This is a genomic window from Microbacterium hominis NBRC 15708 (assembly GCF_001592125.1).
Classification (GTDB): Bacteria; Actinomycetota; Actinomycetes; order Actinomycetales; family Microbacteriaceae; genus Microbacterium; species Microbacterium hominis.
This window is the reverse complement of sequence record NZ_BCWI01000003.1, coordinates 1-20,486: the sequence shown is the minus strand read 5'-3', so window position 1 is coordinate 20,486 and position 20,486 is coordinate 1. Positions and strand designations below refer to the sequence as shown.

Genomic DNA, 20,486 nt, shown 5'->3' with positions numbered 1-20,486 from the left:
AGAAAGGATGCCGCATGGCCCGCTCCTCACGCCTGACCAAGCCCGCCTCCCAAGACCTTCTCCGACTGGAGGTGGTCGCCGTCCGCCGCCTCGCCCCCCACTGGATGCGCGTCACCCTCGGCGGGGGCGACATCGGCCGGTTCTCGCCGCTGGGCTACGACCAGTGGTTCCGGCTGTTCCTGCCGCACCGCAGCGACAGCGCGGGCGCGGGTCTGGAGCGCATCCCCGCGAAGGCGAACCGGATCTTCGGGTACCTGTCGTACCTGCGCATCCCGGAGGGCATCCGGCCCGCGATGCGCAACTACACGGTCCGCGCCTACCGCGCGAGCGGGCCCAGCGGCGGAGCGGAGCTCGACGTCGACTTCGTGCTGCACGGCTCCGGGCCGACCGCGGGTCCGGCGTCGCGCTGGGCCGCCTCCGCGACCGTGGGCGAGTCGGTCGTGATCATCGACGAGGGGCTGGGCTTCTCACCGGAGCGCGGCGTCGAGCGCGTCCTGCTGATCGCCGACGAGACGGGCGTCCCGGCGGTGTCCGGCGTGTGCGCGTCGCTGCCGTCCACCGCGACCGGCACCGTGCTGGTCGAGGCGCCGTCGGCCGACGACGTGCTGGAGATCGACGCGCCCGACGGCGTGGAGGTGCGGTGGCTGGTGCGGGATGCCGGGGCGCGCCCCGGAACCCTCGCGCTGAGTGCTCTGCGGCAGCTCGACCCTCCGGCATCCGATACGCATGTCTTCGTCGTCGGCGAGCAGTCGCTGCCGGTCGCCGCCCGCCGCCACCTCGTCGCGTCGGGGCACCCGAAGGACCGGATCAGCTTCGTCGGCTACTGGCGTGCCGGGTCCGCATCGCCGACGCCGGCGGCGGAGCGCAGCGGCGCGGAGGAGCACTGATGGGCCGGGTCACGACCGCCTACCTGTTGACCTGCGCGGCCATCGGCGTGGCGGGAGGCGTCGTCCTCGCGGCGGGCTGGTGGGTGTCGCTGGCATTGTTCGCGACGTTGCCGTTCGTCTCGATCGGTATCGCCGGTCTCTGGGTGATCCCCGCCGTGGTCGCGCTGCGGCTGCTGCACCGCCCCGTCGCCGGCCTGCTGGTCGGACTCATCTCCGGCCTCGTGCTCGCGCCGTTCTTCACGATCTCGGCGGTGGCGACCACCCTGTTCTGGGCGTTCTTCCCGGAGCTGCCGTTCCTGCTGACGGCGTACCGCCGCTGGGCCACGTGGATGCACTACGCGGGAGCGATCGTCATCGGCATCGCCTACCCCGTCCTCGCCGCCCAGTCGTTCGACCTCTGGGCCATGTCGCCGGTCGCGCTCAGCGGCTTCATCGCGCTGTGCGTGGCATCCTGCGTGGGCGGCACGGCGATCGGGATCGTCATCGCCGACCGGCTGCGCGCCGCCGGGGTGGCCCGCCTCGCCCGTCACCGCGCGGTGGCGTGATCGGTGCGACCCGGCTTCAGCTGACCGCCTGACGCAGGGCGTCGGCCATCCACCGGGCGTAGCGGTGCCACGGGGGCACCGTCCCCGCGAGCTCGGCGGCGTGGGCCCGCAGCTCCGGCTCTGCGCGGAACCACTCGCCGCCTTCGCGCAGGTGAGCGAACTGCTCATGCCGCGCGCGCTCGACAGCGCGCCCGCCGAGTTCGAACGCCAGCAGCTCCTGATGCCGGATCGCGGCGAGACGCCGCCGGGGCTCGCGACTCGTGCCGATCTTGATGCGCTCTTCCCACCGCAGGTAGTAGACCACCTCGACGCGCGGGCGCGGCAGGTCGGGATCGGGACTGTCGCCGAGCCGCCACCCGCACACCGGGCAGGTCGGGGTGCCGCCGGCATCCGCGGTCGGCTGCGCGAGCCCGCACATCACGCACCGCTGCGGCTCCGCCATGCCCGCACGCTACCCGCACCCGCCGACACCCCCGCCGCCCTCGCCCGCGCCTCGCCTCGCCCGCGCCTCGCCCGCGAGAAACCATTCCCACGACGAGAAACCACCTGCGCACCGGTTTCTCGGTGCGCAGATGGTTTCTCGCGGCAGAGCGGATGCCGCGGTCAGCGCTTGCCGACGATCTGGCGCGACACGATGTCGCGCATGATTTCGTTCGTGCCGCCGTAGATGCGGTGGACGCGGGCGTCGAGGTAGGCGCGGGCGATCGGGTACTCGGTGATGTAGCCGTACCCGCCGTGCAGCTGCACGCCGGTGTCGAGCAGCTCCGCCTCGCGGTCGGTCGACCAGAACTTGACCTTCGCGGCCTCCTCGGCGGTGAGCTTCTTGTCCTTGTAGAGCATCATCGCGCGGTCGTTGTAGGTCCACATGACGTCGACCGTCGTGGCCATGTCGGCCAGCAGGAACCGCGTGTTCTGGAAGTCGGCGATCCGCTCGCCGAACGCCTCACGGCTGAGCACATAGTCGCGCGTCCAGACGAACGCGGCCTCGCCGGCTGCCGCCGCGGCCACGCCGATCGACAGGCGCTCGAGCGGGAGGTTCATCATCAGCTGGATGAAGCCCAGCCCCTCCTTGCCGCCGATGAGGTTCGCCTCCGGGACGAAGACGTCGGTGAAGCTCAGCTCGGCGGTGTCCCACCCGTGGAAGCCCATCTTCTCGAGCTTCTTGCCGTGGTCGAAGCCCTCCATGCCGTCCTCGAGGATCAGCAGGCTGAAGGCATCCGGACGGTTGCCCTCGCCGGTCTTCACGAACGTGACGACCATGTCGGCGGTCTTGCCCGAGGAGATGAAGGTCTTGGCGCCGTTGACGAGGTAGCCGCCGTCGACCTTCTTCGCCGTGGTCTTGATGCCGCGCAGGTCGCTGCCGGCGCCGGGCTCGGTCATCGCGAGCGCGCCGAGGATCTCGCCGGTCGCCATCCCCGGCAGCCACTTCTCCTTCTGCTCCTGCGTCCCCATGTGCACGATGTACGGGACGGCGAGGTCGTCCTGGATGCCGAAGGCCCCGGCGAGCGAGCCCTGGCCGGCCCCGATCGTCTCCTCGAGCACGATCGCGCGGAAACGGTAGTCCTGCAGCATCCCGGCGCCGCCGAACTCCTCCGGCACGCTCAGACCGATGATGCCGGCCTCGCCGGCGGCGAGCATGGTGGCGCGGTCGATCTCCCCGTCCGCCTCCCACTGCTTGCGCTTCTCCTCGGTGGCGAAGCGCTTGAGGAACTCCTTGACGACGTCGCGGAACGCCTCGTGATCCTCGTCGTAGATGTCGCGCTCCATGGTGCGCCCGTCCTCTCGTCGTCGAGTGTCGAATCTGCGGGACGTGTCGCGATGAACGACGGATGCCGGTGGCATCGCATCCCAGCATCCATGGTACTGGGTTTCATGTCGGTGGCGACAGGACGACCCTCGCGCGACGGCGACCCCGGGCGATCAGTAGTCGGGGGCGGCCGGCAGCCCGAAGAAGTCCTCGAGCGTGTGGAACCCACCCTCGTGGTACGCCTTCGCGAGCTCGGGGCCGATGTAGCGCAGATGCCACGGCTCGGCCTCGTACCCCGTGGTGGCGGTGTAGCCGCTCTCGTAGCGGACGATGTAGCCGAACCGCCACGCGTTCTCGGCGACCCAGGCGCCCTGCGGCGTCCCGCCGAACGCTTCGATCGCGCCGCAGCCGCCGTCGCAGGCCGCCACGTCGGTGGCGAGTCCGGTCTGGTGCTCACTGAAGCCGGGCCGCGCGCTCTGCTGGTCGGCGGCGGCGCGACCGAGGGTGTTCACGTAGCCGTTGTAGGTGCGCGTCTGCGAGGCGAACGAACGGTAGGCGCTGTTGAGGCCGATCGCCCCCGCGCCCTCGTTCGCCGCCGCCGCCACGAGCGCGGTGAGCGCCTCCGCCGCCGCGGGCTGCAGCCGGCCGTCGACGGTTCGCTGCATGTCGGCGGGGGCGACGACCGAGGTCGGCTCGACGTCGATCGGGTTCAACGGGCGCTGCTTGTCGACGACGATCCACAGCCGGTGCGGGTCGCCGAGATCGATGCAGGGCGCCGCCCCCGACACGACGGCGGCGCGGAAGGCGGCGCCGCCTCCGAAGGCGGTGATGACGTCGGCATCCCTGCCCTCGGCGAGCGCCGACGAGACCGCGGGATCGTCGCAGGATGCCGCGGCCACCCCGCTCTGCGCGGGCACGGGCAGGCCGGTCGCGGGCGTGCCCGACCCCACCCCGTCCGGCAGCGCGACCGCGTCGGTGGGCGCGGTGACGCCCGCGGCGCCGCCCCCGGGCGCCGTGGCGGCGCCTCCGGGACGCGTCAGCGCGATGACGACGACGAGCACCACCAAAGCCGCGAGCCCCGCCAGCACCACGAGACCGCGGCGCCCGACGGCCGGCATCGACCGACGCGCGGGCGACTCCGGCGCCGCCTTGGCGGCGAGGCGCGCGGCGCGTCGGCTGGTCGGCTGCTCGGGTTGCGGCACCCGCCCATTCTGCCGCGCCCGGCCGAGAGGACGGTGCGCATTGCACAGTCATCGAATCTATGTTCGTATATCAGGCATGCGCTGGCGTGGACAAAGAATCGATTCGACGGATGCCGCAGCCCTGCCCGGCCTCGAGACGCGGGAGGGGCTGGTCCGCACGGTGACCACCCCCGAGTTCGCGGGCATGACCTTTCACGAGGTCGCCGCGAAGTCGGCGCTGAACCATGTGCCGTCGGCATCCGCGATGCCGTTCGACTGGACCGTGAACCCCTATCGCGGGTGCAGCCATGCGTGCTCGTACTGCTTCGCCCGCAACACCCACACCTATCTCGACCTCGACGCCGGACGCGACTTCGACGAGCAGATCGTCGTGAAGGTCAACGTCGCCGAGGTGCTGCGACGCGAGCTCGCCGCGCCCTCGTGGGGGCGGGAGCCGGTCGCGCTCGGCACCAACACCGATCCGTACCAGCGGGCCGAGGGGAGATACCGGCTCATGCCGGAGATCATCGACGCGCTCGCGGCGAGCCGGACGCCGTTCTCGGTGCTGACCAAGGGCACGCTCCTGCGCCGTGACCTGCCGCTGCTCGCGGAGGCCCGGCGGCGCGTGCCGGTGCACCTGTCGATGTCGATCGCCATGCCCGACGAGCGCCTACGGCAGACGCTCGAAGCGGGCGCTCCCACCTTCCAGGCCCGGCTCGACACGGTGCGGGCGGCCACCGACGCGGGCTTCGCCGTGACCGTGTTCCTCATGCCGATCGTGCCGCATCTGACGGATGCGGTGGCGGTGCTCGACGACGCGCTGGCGCGCATCGCGGCATCCGGAGCCGTCCGCGTCGTCTTCGGAGCGCTGCACCTGCGGCCCGGAGCCCGCGAGTGGTTCTGGCAGTGGCTCGAACGGGAGCACCCCGAGCTGGTGCCCGCGTATCGGGGGCTCTACCCCGGCGCCAGCGTGTACGCGCCCGTCGGCTACCGGAAGTGGCTCGCGGCGCGGGTCCGGCCGCTGCTGCGGCGACACCGGCTCACGGGCGGTCCGGAGGAAGAGGTCGAGACCCGGCCGGCGCGACCGGGGCCCGTACGGACCACGGCGCGGGCCGCGGCATCCGCCGCCGCCGCCCCGGCGATGCTGTTCTGACCACACGCCGGAGGGGCCGCGACGCGAACGTCTCGGCCCCTCCGGGTGCGGGTGTCAGCGGTCGACGTGCGCGGCCTGCCGCCCGGACAGCTCCTCGATCACGTCGTCGCCGGGACGGGCGTCCTCGAACGGCGCGTCGATCTCGGCGCGGTCGAGCATCTCGGTCATGCGACGGCGGCGCTGACGCGGGATGAGCGTCACGACGGTGCCGGAACGCCCCGCGCGACCGGTGCGACCGGAGCGGTGCAGGTACGTCTTGTACTCGTCGGGCGCGTCGGCCTGGATGACCAGGTCGATGTCGTCGACGTGGATGCCGCGCGCAGCGACATCCGTCGCGACCAGCACGCTGACGCGGCCCGAGGTGAGCCGCTCGAGGTTGCGCGTGCGCTTGCCCTGGTTGAGGTCGCCGTGGAGGGCGACCGCGTGGATGCCGGCGTCGTCGAACTGCTCGGCGAGCATCTCGGCGTACGCACGGGTGCGGGCGAACACGAGCGTCTTGCCGGCGCGGTCGACGAGCGAGGTGAGGATGTCGGCCTTGTCGCGGTGGTCGATGACGAGCACACGGTGGTCGATCGTGCCGGAGTCCTGGTCCTCGCCGGCGACCTCGTACACCGCCGGGTCGACGAGGAACTCGTCGACGAGCGCCGCGACCTCGCGGTCGAGGGTCGCCGAGAACAGCAGCTTCTGCGCGTCGGGCTCGACCAGACGGAGGATCCGCTGCATCGGCTCGAGGAAGCCGAGCTCGCTCATGTGGTCGGCCTCGTCCAGCACGACGACCCCGATCTCGGAGAGGTCGAGCTTGCCCTGCTCCTGCAGGTCTTCGATGCGGCCCGGGGTGCCGATGATGATGTCGACGCCCTTCTTGAGCGCACCGACCTGGCGCGCCTGGGGCACGCCGCCGTAGATCTGAGTCGTGAACAGGCCGACGCTGCGGGCGATCGGCTGGATCGTGCGGTCGATCTGCAGTGCGAGCTCGCGCGTCGGGGCCAGGATCAGCGCGCGGGGGCTGCGGCCGAACGCGCGGCGCTTGCCGGCCTGGCTGCGCAGCACCGACTCGACGAGCGGGGCACCGAAGGCGATGGTCTTGCCCGAGCCGGTGCGGCCGCGCGCGAGCACGTCCTTGCCGGCGAGGATCGGCGCGATCGTCGCCGCCTGGATCGGGAACGGCGCCGCGGCGCCCAGCTCGGCGAGCGCCCGGACGATGTTCTCGCCCAGGCCGAGGCCGGCGAAGCTCACGTCCGCGACCTCTTCGGCCTGCACGGCCTGCGCCTGCAGCTTCTCGTGCACGACGTCGGCGTGCGCCTCGTAGGCCTTGCGGGCCGCGGCATCCTTCGCGTCGGCGTTCCAGTCCGCACGGTTGCCGCCGGTGGCGCGGGCCGGACGGTCATCGCGGCGGGGGCGGTCGAAACTCCTCCGATCCTCGTCGCGGGGGCCGAAAGCAGGCCGCTCCCGCCGCTCCGCACTCGACGTGGAGGAGTTACGGCCACGGTCATCGAACGACCGAGCGGGCCGGTCGTCGCGGCGAGGGCGGTCATCGAAGGACCGGGCCGGACGGTCGTCGCGGCGGGGGCGGTCGAAACTCCTCCGATCCGCGTCCCGAGAGCCGAAAGCAGGCCGCTCACGCCGCTCCGCACCCGACGTGGAGGAGTTACGGCCACGGTCATCGAACGACCGAGCAGGCCGGTCGTCACGACGCGGCCGGTCGTCGAACGACCGGGCCGGGCGGTCGTCACGGCGCGGGCGGTCATCGAAGGACCGAGCCGGACGGTCGTCGCGACGCGGGCGGTCGAAACTCCTCCGATCCTCGTCCCGAGAGCCGAAAGCAGGCCGCTCACGGCGATCCCCGCCCGATGTGGAGGAGTTACGGCCACGGTCATCGAACGACCGAGCCGGGCGGTCATCACGACGCGGGCGGTCATCGAACGGCCGAGCCGGGCGGTCGTCGCGGGCCGGGCGGTCGCCGTGGGCGCGGGAGCGGATGCCGCGCGCCTCGTCGCGGCCGGCGCGCTCCTGGGCGCTCCAGCGCTGCTTGGGCGCCGCGTCGGTCGCCTCGGCGGCGCGATAGCCGCGGTGGCCGGGGCTCTTGCTGCCGGGCTTGCCGGCAGAGGACTGACCGGGACGGCGCTTCGCGTCCTGGTAGCTGGTCTTCGCGCCGTAGCGCGGCTCGAAGTTCTGGGCGCGGCCGCCGGCCGGCTTCTTGCTCTTGGGCATGGTGTTCTTCCTGGGTTTTCTCGCGCGAGAACAGCGCCTCCGCGCCGAAGGAGTCCCCCCACGACGCGATGGTCGAGGAGATCGGGGCGGCGGGCGACCCGGTGGTCCGGGGGCCATTCACAGTGATGGTCATGTGCGCCGAGCGGCGCTCACCATCGGCCCCTTGGACTCACAAACCCACCCGCGCCGCAGCGCGGTGTCCAGAGCCGACCGCACCACTGTACCGGTCGCACCTGTGAGAGCGCCGGTCGGGTCCGGCCACGCCGGGATCGCGGCCCGCCGGCGGCCCCCTACACTGGCGCCATGACCGCAGCGGAACCCACCCGATTCCCCGCCGCCACCGACGCCGATCGCGCCCCCGCGCCCTCGTTGCGCGTCGAGGCGGAGGCCCTGCTCGCCGCGGCGATCGCCGCCGTCTCCGGCGGCGTCGTCGGGCTCATCGTCGGACTGCTCGGCATCGGCACGCGCCTGTGGGGCGACGGGAGCATCGCCGGCTGGGCGGCGGCCGGGGCGGGCCTCGCGGCGGGCGTCAGCTCCGCGCTCGGCTATTGGCGCGCCCGCACCACCGACGGTCAGGAGTGGCGGCGCAGGATCGCGAGCTGGCGCTACGTGGTGTCGACGGCATCCGTCGTGATCGCGCACGGCGCCCTCGCGGCGATCGGGACCGTCGCGCTGTTCGCCGTGCTCTCGCGCGCCTTCATCGACGTCGAGCTCACCGCGTTCTGGACGACCGTCCTGGCGGCCACGGCGACGGGCCTGTCGGGCTGGCTGAGCTACCTCTCCGCCTCGCGGATGACGACCCAGCGCCTCACGACGCTGCTGGTCACCTTCATCGGGATCGGGACGCTGGCGGCCATGATCACGACCTCCGACCCGCTCTGGTGGACCTACCACTTCAGCCAGCTGGGCACGTTCGGCGACATGTCGAGCTTCCTCTTCAACGGCACGCTCGTCGCCGGAGGCCTGCTCGTGACGACCTTCACGCTGTACGTCTCCCACGACCTCGCCGCGCTGGGCGAGGCGCCGCGCGGCATCCGTGTCGTCGGCACGGCGCTCGCGATCATGGGCGTCATGCTGGCCTGCGTCGGCATCTTCCCGGTCAACGTGAACATGCTGCTGCACAACCTGTCGGCGTCGGGCATGGCCCTGATGTTCCTGCTGCTGCTCGTCGGCGGCCCGTGGATCGTGCGACGGATGCCGCGCGCCTACTTCTTGGCGTCGTGGGCGTTCCTCGCCGGCCTGGTCGCCTCGATCGCACTGTTCGCCACGGGCTACTTCGGGCTGACGGCCTTCGAGATCATCGTGTTCGCGCTGATCTTCGGGTGGCTCGCCGTCTTCATCCGCTTCATGGTGGTCGCCGATCAGCCCGATCCGCGCGGCTGAGGCGCCCCGCTCACCCCGCGTTGGCGGCCCGCAGGGCGGCCACGGCGGCGGGGAGGTAAGCGGACTGCATCGCCGCTTCCTTGCTGTTGCCGACGATCGCCAGCCACGTCGTCCCCTCGAACGCATAGCCGACCGCCCCGTCGGCGATCTCACCGTGCACCGCTGAGGTGAAGACCGTGGCGTCGTCGATCGCGGCCTCGGTGTACCCGTCGGCGGTGCGCAGCGCACTCACGAGTTCGTCGCGCACCTCGGCGGGCAGCTCGAGCACGGCCGCGTGCACGCCACCGTCCGAGCCGCCGCGGACGCCCCATCCGCAGTCGACGGCGCGCTCCGCCTTCTCGACGGCGGAGCGTGCCATCGGGCCGGGAAGAAGCTGTCCGATGGTCCACCCGCCGCCGTCGGTGTACGCGACGACGTCCGTCGAGAAGTTCTGTTGCAGCAGCTCGATCGGGATCAGATCCTCGCAGCGCGGGAAGACGGCCGCCGCGGCCGCGGCCGCGGTCGCCGTCGGCGTCGGCGCCGCCGCGGCCGCGGTGCCTTCACCGCTGGCCGTGGCCGGCGCCGTGGACGTGGACGTGGACTCCGGGACGCTCGCGGCGCACCCGGCCAGTGCGACGCCGAGGGTGAGGACGGCGACGCCGAGGAGTCGGGAACGCATGACCCGACTCTACTTCCCGCGCAGCGCGCGGCGCGGGTGCAGCGCGGCGGCACCGGATGCCGGGGCGACGGGGTCCGCACCGGCATCCGCGGCCGCCTCGTGGCCGCCGTCTGCGGCTCCCCGGCGGGCGGCCCGGCGCTCGCGGGCCCCCTCGACGAGGTTGTAGAGCGTCGGCAGCACCAGCAGCGTCAGCACGGTCGAGGAGACGAGGCCGCCGATCACGACGATCGCGAGGGGCTGCGAGATGAAGCCGCCGTGGCCGGTGATGCCGAGCGCCATCGGCGTCAGCGCGAAGATCGTCGCGAGCGCCGTCATGAGGATGGGTCGCAGGCGTCGCGAGCCGCCCGCGACGGTCGCGTCATGGGTGCTGAGCCCCTTCTCGCGGTACTGGTTGACGAGGTCGACGAGCACGATCGCGTTGGTGACGACGATGCCGATCAGCATCAGCACACCGATGAGCGAGGCGACGCCGAGCGGCACCCCCGTAGCGATCTGCAGGAGGATCGCACCGGTCGCCGCGAACGGCACCGACACGAGCAGCAGCAACGGCTGGCGCAACGACTTGAAGGTCGCGACCATGACGATGTAGACGATCAGGATGGCCGCGAGCATGGCGAGACCCAGCTGTCCGAAGGCATCCGTCTGCTGCGTCACGACACCGCCGACCTTCGCGTCGGCCCCCGTGGGCAGATCCAGGCCGGTGAGGGCCGTGCGGACGCTCGCCGACGCGGTGTTGAGGTCGTCGGTCGACGGAGTGACCGTCACGGTCGCGGTGCGCTGGCCGCGCTGGGTCGTGATGGAGGTCGGACCCTGGCTCTGCTCGACGGTGGCGACCTGGTCGAGACGCACGAGGCCGTTGGCCGACGCGATCTGCAGGCCCTTGAGCTCGTCGATCGTCTGCGGCACGGTCGCCGCCTGGAGGTAGACGGTGAGCGAGGTGCCGTCGATCTCGACCGCGCCGATCTGACGCGGCTGCATCGTGTTGGAGACGAGCCCGCCGACGGCGACCTCCGACAGCCCGAGCTGGGCGGCCTTCGCACGGTCGACGGTGACGGCGACGTACGGGAGGGATGCCGAGAGGTTCGAGGTGATCTGGCCGATGCCGTCCTTGCCCTGCAGCCCGGCGACGACCGCGTCGGTGGCCTTCTGGAGCGCGTCGGCGGACGGCGCGGTCACGTCGACCTCGACGTTGCTCGAGCCGAATCCGCCCTGACCGGAGGAGATCGTGACGGTGCCGACGTCGCCGAGTCCGGCGATCGCCTTCTCGACCTCGTCGCGGACGGTGAGCTGGTCGGCCCCCGTGTCGGTCGTGACCGAGTAGGTGATTCCGGTGCTGCCGCCGCGGAAGGCGTCGCGCACCGCCGATCCGCTGGAGCCGATCGAGGTCTGCACCGTGGTCACGCCGGCGACGCCCTTCACGGCGGTCTCGACCTTCTGCGCCGCGGCGTCCTCGGCGTCGAGGCTCGGCGCCTGCCCGACCTGCTGCGTGATGGTGAAGGTGTTCTGCCCGCTGTCGCCGAGGAAGTTCGTCTTCATGAGGGGCGCCGCCGCGGCGGTGCCGCCAAGCACGAGCACGGCGAGCAGCAGCGTGACCCAGGAGTGCTTCAGCGTCCAGCCGAGGATGGGCAGGTAGCCCCGCTGCAGGCGGGACGGGGGCGCTGCGGGGTCTTCCGGGTCGATCGGGTCGCCCTCGGCGTCGCGCACCGGCTTTCCGGGGCGCAGGAACCAGTAGGCGAGCACCGGCACGATGGTCAGCGCCACGAACAGCGAGGCGGCCATCGCGATGGTGACGGTCATCGCGAACGGGCGGAACAGCTCGCCGGTCACGTCGCCCACGAAGGCGATCGGCAGGAAGACGGCGACCGTCGTGATGGTCGAGGCGGTGATCGCGGCGGCCACCTCGCGGACGGCGAGCAGGATCGAGGCGAGCTTGTCGGCCCCCTCGACGTAGTGGCGCTTGATGTTCTCGATCACCACGATGGAGTCGTCGACGACGCGGCCGATCGCGATCGTCAGCGCCCCGAGCGTGAGGATGTTCAGCGAGTAGCCGAACGCCTGGATGCCGACGAAGGTGATGAGAACGCTCGTCGGGATCGAGATCGCCGTGACGAGCGTCGAACGCACCGACAGCAGGAACACGAGGATGACGAGCACGGCGAAGACGAGTCCGAGCAGGCCCTCCTGCGCGAGCGACTCGATCGACTGCTCGATGTAGGGCGCCTGGTCGAAGACCACGGTGAACGACGCGTCCCCGCCGATGTCGCTCTGCAGGGTGGGCAGCAGCGCGGTGACGGCACGGCTGACGTCGACCGTGTTCGCCGCGGGAAGCTTGGTGATGGAGATCGTCAGGGCGGGCTCGCCGTTGACGCGCGAGATCGAGGTGACCGGGTCTTGCGCCAGCGCCACGGTCGCCACGTCGCCGACGGTCAGCGCGCCGCTGGCGAGGGCGCCCTCGAACTGCGCCGCAGACGTCGGCACGAGCGGCAGCGCCGCGATCTGGTCGACGGAGGTCAGCTTGCTCCCCGTCTGCACCGTGAGCGTCTGGTCGCCCTCCGTGACGGTGCCGCCGGGGAAGAGCACGCCGTTCTGTGTGAGCGCGTCGGTCAACGCCGTCTGTGTGAACCCGGCCGCGGCGAGCTTCTGCTGGTCGGGGGTGATCGTCACGCGCTGCCCCTGGCCGCCGACGATGGAGGCCGCGCTGACGCCCTTGACGTCCTCGAGGTCGGGGATCGTGGTCGCCTGCAGCTTGGCCTGGATGGTCTTCTCGTCGCTGTAGCCGGTGACGGCCAGTGCGATGACGGGGAGATCGTCGATGGAGAACGACACGACGTTCGGCTCGACGCCGCTGGGCAGATCGGACTTGATGCGATTGATCGCCTGGAGGATCTTCTGCTCGGCGGTGGCCAGATCGGTGCCGTAGGTGAAGGAGGCCTGGATGATCGAGGCGTTCGTCGTGCTCGTGGCGGTCGTGGACTCCAGGCCCGGGATGCCCTGGATCGCGGACTCGATGGGCGTCGAGACGTCGTTGTTGACGACGTCGGGCGACGCGCCCGGGTAGGTCGACAGGATCGACAGCTGCGGGAACTCGACCGAAGGGATGAGCTCCTGTTTGAGGCTCGTCAGGGCGAGGCCGCCGAAGATCGCCGCGACGATCGTGATCAAGGCGATGAGGGCCCGGTTCTTCAGGCTCAGTACGGCGAGATGCGACACGGGAACCCTTGCTCTCCAGACGGGCGCGCACGAGAAGCTCGATACACGCGTGTATCGGCTTCATTGTCGCACGCGCGCTGGTTCCGATCCGCGCACCGCCACCTTCCCGATCTGCAAGGGCGCCCCGTCGACGCGCCGCCTCGGCGACGGATGCCGCGGCGTGTCGCTCGGCATCCCTTGCACATCGGCACGGACGCCGGCCGGGCCGATGCCGGCCGCCCGCCGGGCCACCGGCCGCGCCGCCGGCCGGCCCGCGGCACGAGCGCCGGGTCAGCGGGGGAAGAAGCCCCCGAGGAGCAGGCCGAGGGCCGCGGCGGCGAGCGAGAGCACGAGCGTGCCGAGGAGGTTGATCCACGCCCAGTCGCGGCGTCCCCGCTCGGCGAGCAGCGCCGTCTCCGTCGAGACCGTGCTGAAGGTCGTGAAGCCGCCGAGCACCCCGACACCCAGGATGCTCATCCACACCGGTGCGACCGACGTGCCGAGTCCCGTCAGCAGTCCGAGGAGGAACGACCCCAGCACGTTCACCAGCAGGATGCCGACGGGGAACGCCCCCGACCGGCCGCGCATGACCGCGGCATCCATCAGATAGCGCGCCCCCGCCCCGAGCCCGCCGCCGACGATGAGCGCCGCCACCTCGACCGCGCTCATTCCGCGTCCTCGGGCCGCTCGATCTCGCCCGGGCGGTCCGCGAGGCGACGGCCGACGGCGAGACCCGCGACGGCGGCGAGCACCCCGCCGAACAGCGAGACGACGATGAGCGCGATGCCGACGAACGGCGAGGCGGTCGCCGTCGTCACGGCCTGGACGGCGAAGGCGCTGTAGGTGGTGAACCCGCCCATGACCCCGGTGCCGAGGAAGAGTCGTGCGCGTGGATGCCGATCCGCCAGCCATCCGACGATGACGCCGAGCAGCAGCGAACCGATCAGGTTGACGACGAGGGTCGCGGCCGGGACGACGAGCGGATGCAGACCGGCGGCGGTCAGCGGCACGACGACGACCGCCCGCAGCGCCACGCCGACCATGCCGCCGACGATCACCAGCAGCAGAGCGACGAGCGAGAACCGGCGGGCGGGGGGCACGTCCGCAGACTAGCGCCGGCTCACGAGGCGAGGAGGGCGCGGATCGCCGATTCCGGGGAAATGGAGGTGTCGAGCAGGACGCCGCGTCGGTAACGGGCGAACACCCGCGGGTCGATGTACGAGCTCTTGGCGACGGCGGGCGTGTTGCCCAGAGCCGTGGCCGTCGCTCTGACCGCGAGGACCTCGGCGCGCTTGCGATCGGTCTTCGTCGACGTCGGACCGATGCGGGCGAGGGCGTCGGCGGCGAGGATCGTGCCGCGGAGGGTGCGGAAGTCCTTCGCGGTGAAGCTTCCGCCGGTCATCGCCCGCACGTACGCGTTCACGTCCTTCGGCGTGAGCGCGACCCGGCGACGCCCGCGCACGTAGGCCAGCAGCGGCGCCGCGGGCCGCCCCGCCGCGAGGAGTCCGACCACCACGGCGAGGTCGGCGTCGTCGACGTCGAGGCGCTGCCGTTTGCCGCTCTTGCCGGGAAAGCGCAGGCTCGTGACGCTGCCGTCGACGAGGGCGTCGCGTCGTTGGAGCGTCGTGAGCCCCCGGCTCCCGTGGGCGGAGAAGTACCGCTCGCTGCCCACGCGCGGCGCCGCCTGATCGAGGAGGCGGAAGGCCGTGGCCAGCACCCGCTCCCGGTCGAGATCGTCGCGGCGCAGGGATGCCGTGACGCGGCCGCGCGCATGCGGCAGACGCTCGGCCAGCTCGAGCGCGCGGGCGTACTTGCCCTTGTCGCGACGGGTCGACCAGTCCGGATGGTAGAGGTACTGCATCCGGCCCGCCTCGTCCACGCCGGTCGCCTGGATGTGCCCGTTGGCCGCCGCCGCGATCCACACGTCGCCCCAGGCCGGCGGGATGACGAGCGCCCGCACGCGGTCGCGCTCGGCGGCCGGGAGGGGCGACCCGTCGGCATCCACGTAGCGGAATCCCGTGCCCGAGCGCACGCGTCGGTAGCCGAGGTCGCGGCCGGGCCGGACCCTGCGAAGGCGCGCCACCTCAGGAGTCGCGGAGCATGTCGACGAGCTCCGCCTTCCGCGCGTTCGCGTAGCCGCGGATGCCGAGTTCCTTGGCGCGTCCGCGCAGCTCGGCGACGGTCCAGTCCTCGTACGATCCCGCCGCGCCGCCGCGGCGACCCACGGCCGTGCGGCCGTCGCGGGCGGCGGCGTTGGAGATGCGGCCGGCCTTCTGCTTCGATGCGCCGTCCGTGCGCAGCTCTTCGTAGAGCTGCGGATCCTTCAGGGACGCGGGGGTGTCGTTCTGGGGCATATAACGGCCCTATCGCACGGGAAGAGCCCGTGGCAAGGGGGGTGCCCGCGGCCGCGAACGCGACTAGCTTCAGGGGGTCATGGAGTCCCTCGAGAATGGAGCAATCACATGAATCTCGCTCTGATCATCATCATCGTCGTCGCGATCGTTCTTGCGATCGTCGGCGGCATGAACGCCGCCCTGAACTGGCTGCTGTGGGTCGCCCTGATCGTCGGCATCATCGCCATCATCGCGTTCCTGCTGCGACTCGTGCGAGGCGGTCGCGCCTAGCGTCGACCGCCCGGACCGCGCCGGTTCACCCCCTGGGGTGAGCCGGCGCGGTCGCGTGTGCCGCTCGTCCGTCCCGCGTGGTCGCATCTCGGATGCCGAAGCGACAGCGCGGGACGGATGGGCGGCGCGCCCTCACCGCTGCGCGGCGGCGTAGGCGTCGAGTGACGCGCGGACGAACTTCGCACCGGCGGGGCCGCCGTAGTTCGCCGCGAACCGCGGGTCGGCGACGTACATCTCGCCGAGCCCCCGCAGGTAGCCGGCGATGTCGCCGTCCGGCGCCGCGGCGGGCGTCCCCGGGATGCCGCGGAGCCAGTCCACGTGACGGGCGGCGAGCTCCTGGGCCTCGCCTCCGGCGGGGTCGAGGCCGCGCCCGGCGGCATCCACCCACGCGGCGTTGAGCGCGGCGACCCGCGCCTTCGCGTCGCGGTGCCCCTCGGCATCCAGCCCTCGCCACCAGCGGTCCGCGTCGGCGTACGCCGCCTCGCCCCAGCGCTCGATGACCTCGTCGTGGTATCGCGTGTGGTCGAACCCGTCGAACATGTTCTCGGCCATGGGCTCTTCTCCTTTCTCCAGTGCGGTGATGGTCGATGCGACCGAGGCGATCCGACGCGCGAGCCGTTCCTGCTCCTCGTGCAGTGCCCGCAGGTGGCGCCGCAACGCGTCGGTCTCGGTCGTGGGCCGTTCGAGCACCTCCGCGATCTCGGGCAGAGCGAGCCCCATCTCGCGCAGGAGCAGGATCCGCTGCAGGCGCACGAGGGCCGCGGCGTCGTAGTACCGATAGCCGTTGGCACCCACGCGGCTCGGCCGCAGCAGCCCGAGCTCGCCGTAGTGCCGCAGGGTGCGGCTCGTGGTCCCCGCGAGGCGCGCGGTCTGCTGGATCGACCAGTCGTTCATGAGGACGACGCTAGAGGTTGACGTCGCGTCAAGGTCAAGGAGACGTCGGCGAAGGCTCTGGCAAATCGAGATATATCGTGTTATTCTAGCCACAACGCGATATATCTCGAATCGCCAAAACCCAGGAGAAACCCATGACACTCGAGAAGTGGCTCATCAAGCCGGGCGAGACCCGGGTGATCGACCTCGAAGACGTCCGCAAGCTCAAGATCGGACTCGTCGGCGGACAGGTGGATGTCGTCGCGCACGACGAGCCCGGGGTGCGCATCGAGGTGCACGCCGTGACCATCAAGGACCTCCGCATCGAGGCGTCGGGCGACGTCGTGGAGATCGACCACCCGCAGCTGCGCTGGGACAACTTCCTCGAGGTGTTCCGCAACTTCGGCTCCGGCGGCCCCAAGGCCGAGATCAGCGTGGCGGTCCCCCGCGGCATCCTCCTCAACCTCGGCGTCGTCTCGGCGAGCGCCCTGGTGTCGGGGCTCGCCTCGGGTGCGCGTCTGAACACCGTGTCGGGCGACATCTTCGTCGACGGCCTGACGGGCGACCTGTCGGTCAACGCGGTCTCGGGCGACGTGCAGATCCGCGGACTCGACGGCACCCTGAGCGCCAACTCGGTCTCCGGCGACGTCGCGGCGACGGGCAGCATCCGCAAGGCGACCATCGACACCGTGTCGGGCGGCATGCTCGTCGACTCGACCGATCGCGTCGACGTCGTCAGCCTCAACACGGTCTCCGGCGACGCCACCGTGCGCCTGGACGAGGGCCACCCGGCCAACTTCGTGCTGCGCAGCGTCAGCGGCCGCCTCATGGTCGACGGCGTCAAGCGCTCGACATCCGGGCCCTCGAACTACGTCGACTCGGTCGGCGAGCTCAGCGGCAGCTTCGCCGACGTCCGCGCGAACTCCGTGTCGGGCGACGTCACGGTGCTGCGTCGGGCCACGGCGACCCCGGATGCCGCGGCCTCCGCGACCGCCGAGGAGGTCTGACGATGCCCCCCGTCTTCTCGCACGGCGACCTGCGCCTCTACCTGCTGAACCTCCTCGACGAGTCGCCCCGACACGGCTACGACCTGATGCAGGCGCTGTCGGATCGCACCGGCGGCACGTACACGCCGAGCGCCGGCACGATCTACCCGCGGCTGTCCAAGCTGGAGGAGGAGGGCCTGGTCACGAAAGTGGTCGACGGTCGCAAGACCGTCTACGAGATCACGGACGCGGGCCGCGCCGAGGTCTCCGCGCGGGCGCACGAGCTCGAGGGCATCGAGGCGGGACTCGCCGACAGCGTCCGCCTCATCGCCGACGAGGTGCGCGGCAGCGTGCGCGAGGCGATGAAGAGCCTCCGCGCGGATCTGGCGGCGTCGGCCCAGTCGGAGCGCGCCCAGGCGCAGCGCGATCGCGACGAGGCCCGCGCCTCGGCATCCGCGTCGCCGTCCGATGACGCGCGCGCGTCGTCCCGCGAGCAGCTGCGGCGCACCGAGGCGATCCTCGGCGAGTTCCGAGCGACCGTGCGCGCCGATGTGCGCACGCATCTCGCACACGGCGGCGAACTCGCGGCATCCGCCGTCGACGACCTGTCGCGTGCGCTCGACGACGCGCTCGCCGCGCTGACCCGCGCCCTGCGCTGATCCCCCCTGCCTGCCGAGCCGCTATCCCCTGTGCGAGCCGCCACGCGGTGTACAGCACAGCGGATGGCGGCTCGGCCGCGGCATAGCGGCTCGCGGGAGGGGGGGAAGAGAGCTAGGCGGGCCAGGGAGTATCGTCGTCGAGCGGCTCCTCCAGGGGGACCACGAGGATCGGGCGCGACTGGCGGTGCGCGAGCCGCGCGGCGACCGAGCCCGTGAAGAACTCGCGGATCGACTCGCCGAACCCGCGACGCCGCGTGCCCACGACGATCAGGCGCGCCTGCGCGCGCTCGGCGAGATGCTTGATCGCCAGCGCCGGGTCACCCACGAGCTGCGTGACGGTCCACTCCACGCCCGAACCCTCGAGCGCGGATGCCGCGGCATCCCGGACCGCCGCGAGCTGCACCTCTCCGACGGCGAGGTCGATGTCGATCGGCGCCGAATGCACATAACCGTCGGGATCTTCGTACGTGACGAACCGCGTGACATCGACGTGGGCGACGATCAGGGGCGCCTGGAAGAGCTTCGCGTACCGCGCCGCCTCTTTGAGCACCCGCGCCGGCTGGTCGGGGATCGCGCCGACCACGACCGCGTGGAGCGGGACCGGGCTCTCATCCGGATCGACCATGACACCCTCCCCGTCCTCCCCCGCACCGCGAGGCGCCGGGGGCACCGTGTTATTCTGAATGCTACTCTTCCCGGCAGGAAGCCGGATCGTCAACCGCATCGTGAATGCGCCGGACCAAAGTGCGGAACACCGCATCGTCCGTGACTCAGAAATGAGGGGGTCTCGCATGGGGCGTGGCCGTCAGAAAGCGAAGCACACCAAGATCGCTCGCGAGCTGAAGTACGACACCTACACCGTGAACTACTCCGCGCTCGAAAAGGAGCTCGGACACCACGAGGACGACCCGTACGTCGACAAATGGGCCGATCAGTATGCCGACGACGAGGACGAGCTGGAGACAGCCTGACGCCCTCGTCATGCCGTGCTGAACGGCGTCACGTGTGCAACGTCGGACTTTTCAGCGCGCTGATTCTGTGAAGGCAGGAGCGTGCGGGCATGGACCGCGGCGTCGTCGGAATCTCCGACGTTCGTCACAGGCCCGGCACCGCGCTGATCCTCACCACACGCCGTGGCGGCGCTCCCACTCGTCTTCGATGGTGCGCGGCTTCGACACGATGATCCCGGTCGGGATCGCCGCCAGGAACAGCGCGCCGAAGACGAGGAGCACCGGCTGCCAGCTGCCGGTCAGCTCGTGCACCACCGCGAACATCAGCGGGAACAGCGCCGCGATCGCGTAGCCCACGCTCTGCGCGAAGCCGCTCAGCGCCACGGCGCCCTCGTGCGTGCGCGTGCGCAGCTGGATGAGCACGAGTACGGCGGGGAACAGCGCCTGCGGGGTGCCCAGCAGGACGACCCACAGGATCGTGGCGGCCGTCGGGGCCAGCACCATGCCCCCGACACCGGCGAGACCCGCCACCAGGGCGACCGCGTAGATCACGCCGACGCGTCGCCACCGCGTGATGACGATCGGAACCAGGATCGACCAGGGCAGGCCCATCGCGCCGAACAGCGAGAGCAGCGCGCCCCCCTCGGCGTGCGAGACCCCGGCCACGTCCACGAGCACGACCGGGAGCCACGCGAAACACGCGTACACGCTCGCGGCGGAGATGCCGAAGGTCGCCGCCAGTGCCCACGCCAGCGACAGTCGCGGCAGGCGTCCGAGCACCCCCGGCGCGGGCTCCTCGATCGCGACCGCCGACTGCTGCGCGGCGGAGGTACGGGCCCGGACGACGAGAGAGACCCACGGCACCACCGCGAGCAACGCGAAGACGGCCCACATCCCGAGCGAGAAGCGCCACCCCGCGGCATCCGCGACGGGCACCGCGACCAGCGGCGGCACGAAGGCCGCCACGGCGAGCAACGCGGAGTAGAGCGCGGTCATCGTGCCGATGCGATCGGGGAAGTACGCCTTGATCAGGGGCGGCAGGACCACGTTGCCGACGCCGACGGCGGCGAACAGCACCGCGGTGGCCGCCAGCAGCGTCACGGCGTCGCCGGCGAGCGCGCGCCAGATGAGCGCCGCCGTCACGACGACCATGGATGCCGCCGCCAGCCGCTGCAGCCCGAAACGCCGTTCGAGCATCGGCGTCACGATGCCGAACACGGCGAAGCAGACGGGAGGAGCGGTGCCGATGAGGCCGACGACCCACGTCGGCACCGCGAAGTCCTCCTGCACCTCGGCGAGGATCGGGGACAGCGCCGCCACGGCGGAGCGCAGCGAGAAGGCGACGAGCACGACGCCCGCGAGTGCGAGGAGCCTTCCCCGCCAGAGGGATCGGGGGCGGGGAGCGGTCACCCGATCCAGCCTAGGGCGGGCCGGGGGGGG

The 20,486-nt window shown here is 71.7% G+C and carries 21 protein-coding genes; 8 read left to right on the top strand and 13 right to left on the bottom strand.

Annotation, left to right across the window (positions count from 1 at the left end):
• The first annotated feature begins 14 nt into the window (after positions 1-14).
• Together MHO01S_RS04780 and MHO01S_RS04775 are read left to right on the top strand one after the other, a co-directional pair.
• Entirely contained in the window at positions 15-887 is an 873-nt protein-coding gene (locus MHO01S_RS04780) for a siderophore-interacting protein (protein ID WP_060961106.1), read from the top strand.
• On the top strand, positions 887-1,432 hold the full coding sequence (locus MHO01S_RS04775) for an ECF transporter S component (RefSeq protein WP_060961107.1): 546 nt from the start codon (positions 887-889) through the stop codon (positions 1,430-1,432). Before MHO01S_RS04780 ends, MHO01S_RS04775 begins: the two co-directional genes overlap by 1 nt.
• A 16-nt stretch (positions 1,433-1,448) precedes the next feature.
• Here the strand turns inward: MHO01S_RS04775 and MHO01S_RS04770 are convergent, their stop codons facing one another.
• The 3 genes from MHO01S_RS04770 to MHO01S_RS04760 form a co-directional block, all read right to left on the bottom strand.
• Positions 1,449-1,874, bottom strand: coding sequence for a GIY-YIG nuclease family protein (locus MHO01S_RS04770; RefSeq protein WP_060961108.1), 426 nt, complete (start codon positions 1,872-1,874; stop codon positions 1,449-1,451).
• Positions 1,875-2,035: 161 nt separating this feature from the next.
• Positions 2,036-3,199: an acyl-CoA dehydrogenase family protein gene (locus MHO01S_RS04765; protein ID WP_060961109.1), complete on the bottom strand. Its 1,164-nt coding sequence runs from the start codon at positions 3,197-3,199 to the stop codon at positions 2,036-2,038.
• Between the two features lie 153 nt (positions 3,200-3,352).
• Positions 3,353-4,381 carry a M15 family metallopeptidase gene (locus tag MHO01S_RS04760; protein ID WP_255266064.1) on the bottom strand — a complete coding sequence of 343 codons (1,029 nt, stop codon included), beginning with the start codon at positions 4,379-4,381 and terminating at the stop codon, positions 3,353-3,355.
• Positions 4,382-4,457: 76 nt separating this feature from the next.
• On the opposite strand from MHO01S_RS04760, the gene MHO01S_RS04755 reads away from it, so the two are divergent.
• On the top strand, positions 4,458-5,513 hold the full coding sequence (locus tag MHO01S_RS04755; protein WP_060959123.1) for an Rv2578c family radical SAM protein: 1,056 nt from the start codon (positions 4,458-4,460) through the stop codon (positions 5,511-5,513).
• A gap of 54 nt (positions 5,514-5,567) precedes the next feature.
• Here the strand turns inward: MHO01S_RS04755 and MHO01S_RS04750 are convergent, their stop codons facing one another.
• Positions 5,568-7,724, bottom strand: a complete 2,157-nt coding sequence (locus MHO01S_RS04750; RefSeq protein ID WP_061781909.1) for a DEAD/DEAH box helicase — start codon at positions 7,722-7,724, stop codon at positions 5,568-5,570.
• A 303-nt stretch (positions 7,725-8,027) separates the two neighbouring features.
• On the opposite strand from MHO01S_RS04750, the gene MHO01S_RS04745 reads away from it, so the two are divergent.
• Positions 8,028-9,107 carry a hypothetical protein gene (locus MHO01S_RS04745; RefSeq protein ID WP_060960520.1) on the top strand — a complete coding sequence of 360 codons (1,080 nt, stop codon included), beginning with the start codon at positions 8,028-8,030 and terminating at the stop codon, positions 9,105-9,107.
• Positions 9,108-9,117: 10 nt separating this feature from the next.
• Here the strand turns inward: MHO01S_RS04745 and MHO01S_RS04740 are convergent, their stop codons facing one another.
• The 6 genes from MHO01S_RS04740 to MHO01S_RS04715 all read right to left on the bottom strand — a co-directional run bounded on the left by MHO01S_RS04740 (position 9,118) and on the right by MHO01S_RS04715 (position 15,308).
• A complete protein-coding gene (locus MHO01S_RS04740; RefSeq protein ID WP_061781908.1) occupies positions 9,118-9,765 on the bottom strand; it encodes a hypothetical protein in 648 nt (215 codons plus the stop codon).
• A 9-nt stretch (positions 9,766-9,774) separates the two neighbouring features.
• Entirely contained in the window at positions 9,775-12,975 is a 3,201-nt protein-coding gene (locus MHO01S_RS04735; RefSeq protein ID WP_061781907.1) for an efflux RND transporter permease subunit, read from the bottom strand.
• Positions 12,976-13,245: 270 nt separating this feature from the next.
• On the bottom strand, positions 13,246-13,623 hold the full coding sequence (gene crcB / locus MHO01S_RS04730; RefSeq protein ID WP_061781906.1) for a fluoride efflux transporter CrcB: 378 nt from the start codon (positions 13,621-13,623) through the stop codon (positions 13,246-13,248).
• Positions 13,620-14,054, bottom strand: coding sequence for a fluoride efflux transporter FluC (locus MHO01S_RS04725; protein ID WP_255266063.1), 435 nt, complete (start codon positions 14,052-14,054; stop codon positions 13,620-13,622). The genes crcB and MHO01S_RS04725 overlap by 4 nt, the downstream gene beginning before the upstream one ends.
• Positions 14,055-14,074: 20 nt before the next feature.
• Entirely contained in the window at positions 14,075-15,037 is a 963-nt protein-coding gene (locus MHO01S_RS04720) for a DNA topoisomerase IB (RefSeq protein WP_061781905.1), read from the bottom strand.
• A 1-nt stretch (position 15,038) separates the two neighbouring features.
• Complete coding sequence (locus MHO01S_RS04715; RefSeq protein ID WP_060959115.1) at positions 15,039-15,308, bottom strand: DUF7218 family protein; 270 nt, start codon at positions 15,306-15,308, stop codon at positions 15,039-15,041.
• A gap of 108 nt (positions 15,309-15,416) precedes the next feature.
• Here MHO01S_RS04715 and MHO01S_RS16625 point away from each other — a divergent pair, with 108 nt between their 5' ends.
• A complete protein-coding gene (locus MHO01S_RS16625; protein WP_167626506.1) occupies positions 15,417-15,578 on the top strand; it encodes a hypothetical protein in 162 nt (53 codons plus the stop codon).
• Between the two features lie 132 nt (positions 15,579-15,710).
• Here the strand turns inward: MHO01S_RS16625 and MHO01S_RS04710 are convergent, their stop codons facing one another.
• Positions 15,711-16,472: a MerR family transcriptional regulator gene (locus MHO01S_RS04710; RefSeq protein ID WP_061781904.1), complete on the bottom strand. Its 762-nt coding sequence runs from the start codon at positions 16,470-16,472 to the stop codon at positions 15,711-15,713.
• Between the two features lie 134 nt (positions 16,473-16,606).
• Here MHO01S_RS04710 and MHO01S_RS04705 point away from each other — a divergent pair, with 134 nt between their 5' ends.
• Both MHO01S_RS04705 and MHO01S_RS04700 read left to right on the top strand, forming a co-directional pair.
• A complete protein-coding gene (locus MHO01S_RS04705; RefSeq protein ID WP_060959113.1) occupies positions 16,607-17,458 on the top strand; it encodes a DUF4097 family beta strand repeat-containing protein in 852 nt (283 codons plus the stop codon).
• A 2-nt stretch (positions 17,459-17,460) separates the two neighbouring features.
• A complete protein-coding gene (locus MHO01S_RS04700; RefSeq protein WP_061781903.1) occupies positions 17,461-18,096 on the top strand; it encodes a PadR family transcriptional regulator in 636 nt (211 codons plus the stop codon).
• 112 nt (positions 18,097-18,208) lie between these two features.
• Here the strand turns inward: MHO01S_RS04700 and MHO01S_RS04695 are convergent, their stop codons facing one another.
• Entirely contained in the window at positions 18,209-18,721 is a 513-nt protein-coding gene (locus MHO01S_RS04695) for a universal stress protein (RefSeq protein WP_060959111.1), read from the bottom strand.
• A 166-nt stretch (positions 18,722-18,887) separates the two neighbouring features.
• Between MHO01S_RS04695 and MHO01S_RS04690 the strand changes: the two genes are divergently transcribed.
• On the top strand, positions 18,888-19,067 hold the full coding sequence (locus MHO01S_RS04690) for a DUF3073 family protein (RefSeq protein ID WP_060959110.1): 180 nt from the start codon (positions 18,888-18,890) through the stop codon (positions 19,065-19,067).
• Positions 19,068-19,217: 150 nt separating this feature from the next.
• Here MHO01S_RS04690 and MHO01S_RS04685 read toward each other — a convergent pair whose 3' ends face one another.
• Positions 19,218-20,456: an MFS transporter gene (locus MHO01S_RS04685; protein ID WP_060959109.1), complete on the bottom strand. Its 1,239-nt coding sequence runs from the start codon at positions 20,454-20,456 to the stop codon at positions 19,218-19,220.
• Between the last annotated feature and the right edge of the window lie 30 nt (positions 20,457-20,486).

Bases quoted from the DNA above. Each gene is read 5' to 3' on its own strand.
- MHO01S_RS04780 (WP_060961106.1), top strand. From the start codon at position 15: ATGGCCCGCTCCTCACGCCTGACCAAGCCCGCCTCCCAAGACCTTCTC.
- MHO01S_RS04775 (WP_060961107.1), top strand. From the start codon at position 887: ATGGGCCGGGTCACGACCGCCTACCTGTTGACCTGCGCGGCCATCGGC.
- MHO01S_RS04770 (WP_060961108.1), bottom strand. From the start codon at position 1,874: ATGGCGGAGCCGCAGCGGTGCGTGATGTGCGGGCTCGCGCAGCCGACC.
- MHO01S_RS04765 (WP_060961109.1), bottom strand. From the start codon at position 3,199: ATGGAGCGCGACATCTACGACGAGGATCACGAGGCGTTCCGCGACGTC.
- MHO01S_RS04755 (WP_060959123.1), top strand. From the start codon at position 4,458: ATGCGCTGGCGTGGACAAAGAATCGATTCGACGGATGCCGCAGCCCTG.
- MHO01S_RS04750 (WP_061781909.1), bottom strand. From the start codon at position 7,724: ATGCCCAAGAGCAAGAAGCCGGCCGGCGGCCGCGCCCAGAACTTCGAG.
- MHO01S_RS04745 (WP_060960520.1), top strand. From the start codon at position 8,028: ATGACCGCAGCGGAACCCACCCGATTCCCCGCCGCCACCGACGCCGAT.
- MHO01S_RS04740 (WP_061781908.1), bottom strand. From the start codon at position 9,765: ATGCGTTCCCGACTCCTCGGCGTCGCCGTCCTCACCCTCGGCGTCGCA.
- crcB (WP_061781906.1), bottom strand. From the start codon at position 13,623: ATGAGCGCGGTCGAGGTGGCGGCGCTCATCGTCGGCGGCGGGCTCGGG.
- MHO01S_RS04715 (WP_060959115.1), bottom strand. From the start codon at position 15,308: ATGCCCCAGAACGACACCCCCGCGTCCCTGAAGGATCCGCAGCTCTAC.
- MHO01S_RS16625 (WP_167626506.1), top strand. From the start codon at position 15,417: ATGAATCTCGCTCTGATCATCATCATCGTCGTCGCGATCGTTCTTGCG.
- MHO01S_RS04710 (WP_061781904.1), bottom strand. From the start codon at position 16,472: ATGAACGACTGGTCGATCCAGCAGACCGCGCGCCTCGCGGGGACCACG.
- MHO01S_RS04705 (WP_060959113.1), top strand. From the start codon at position 16,607: ATGACACTCGAGAAGTGGCTCATCAAGCCGGGCGAGACCCGGGTGATC.
- MHO01S_RS04700 (WP_061781903.1), top strand. From the start codon at position 17,461: ATGCCCCCCGTCTTCTCGCACGGCGACCTGCGCCTCTACCTGCTGAAC.
- MHO01S_RS04695 (WP_060959111.1), bottom strand. From the start codon at position 18,721: ATGGTCGATCCGGATGAGAGCCCGGTCCCGCTCCACGCGGTCGTGGTC.
- MHO01S_RS04690 (WP_060959110.1), top strand. From the start codon at position 18,888: ATGGGGCGTGGCCGTCAGAAAGCGAAGCACACCAAGATCGCTCGCGAG.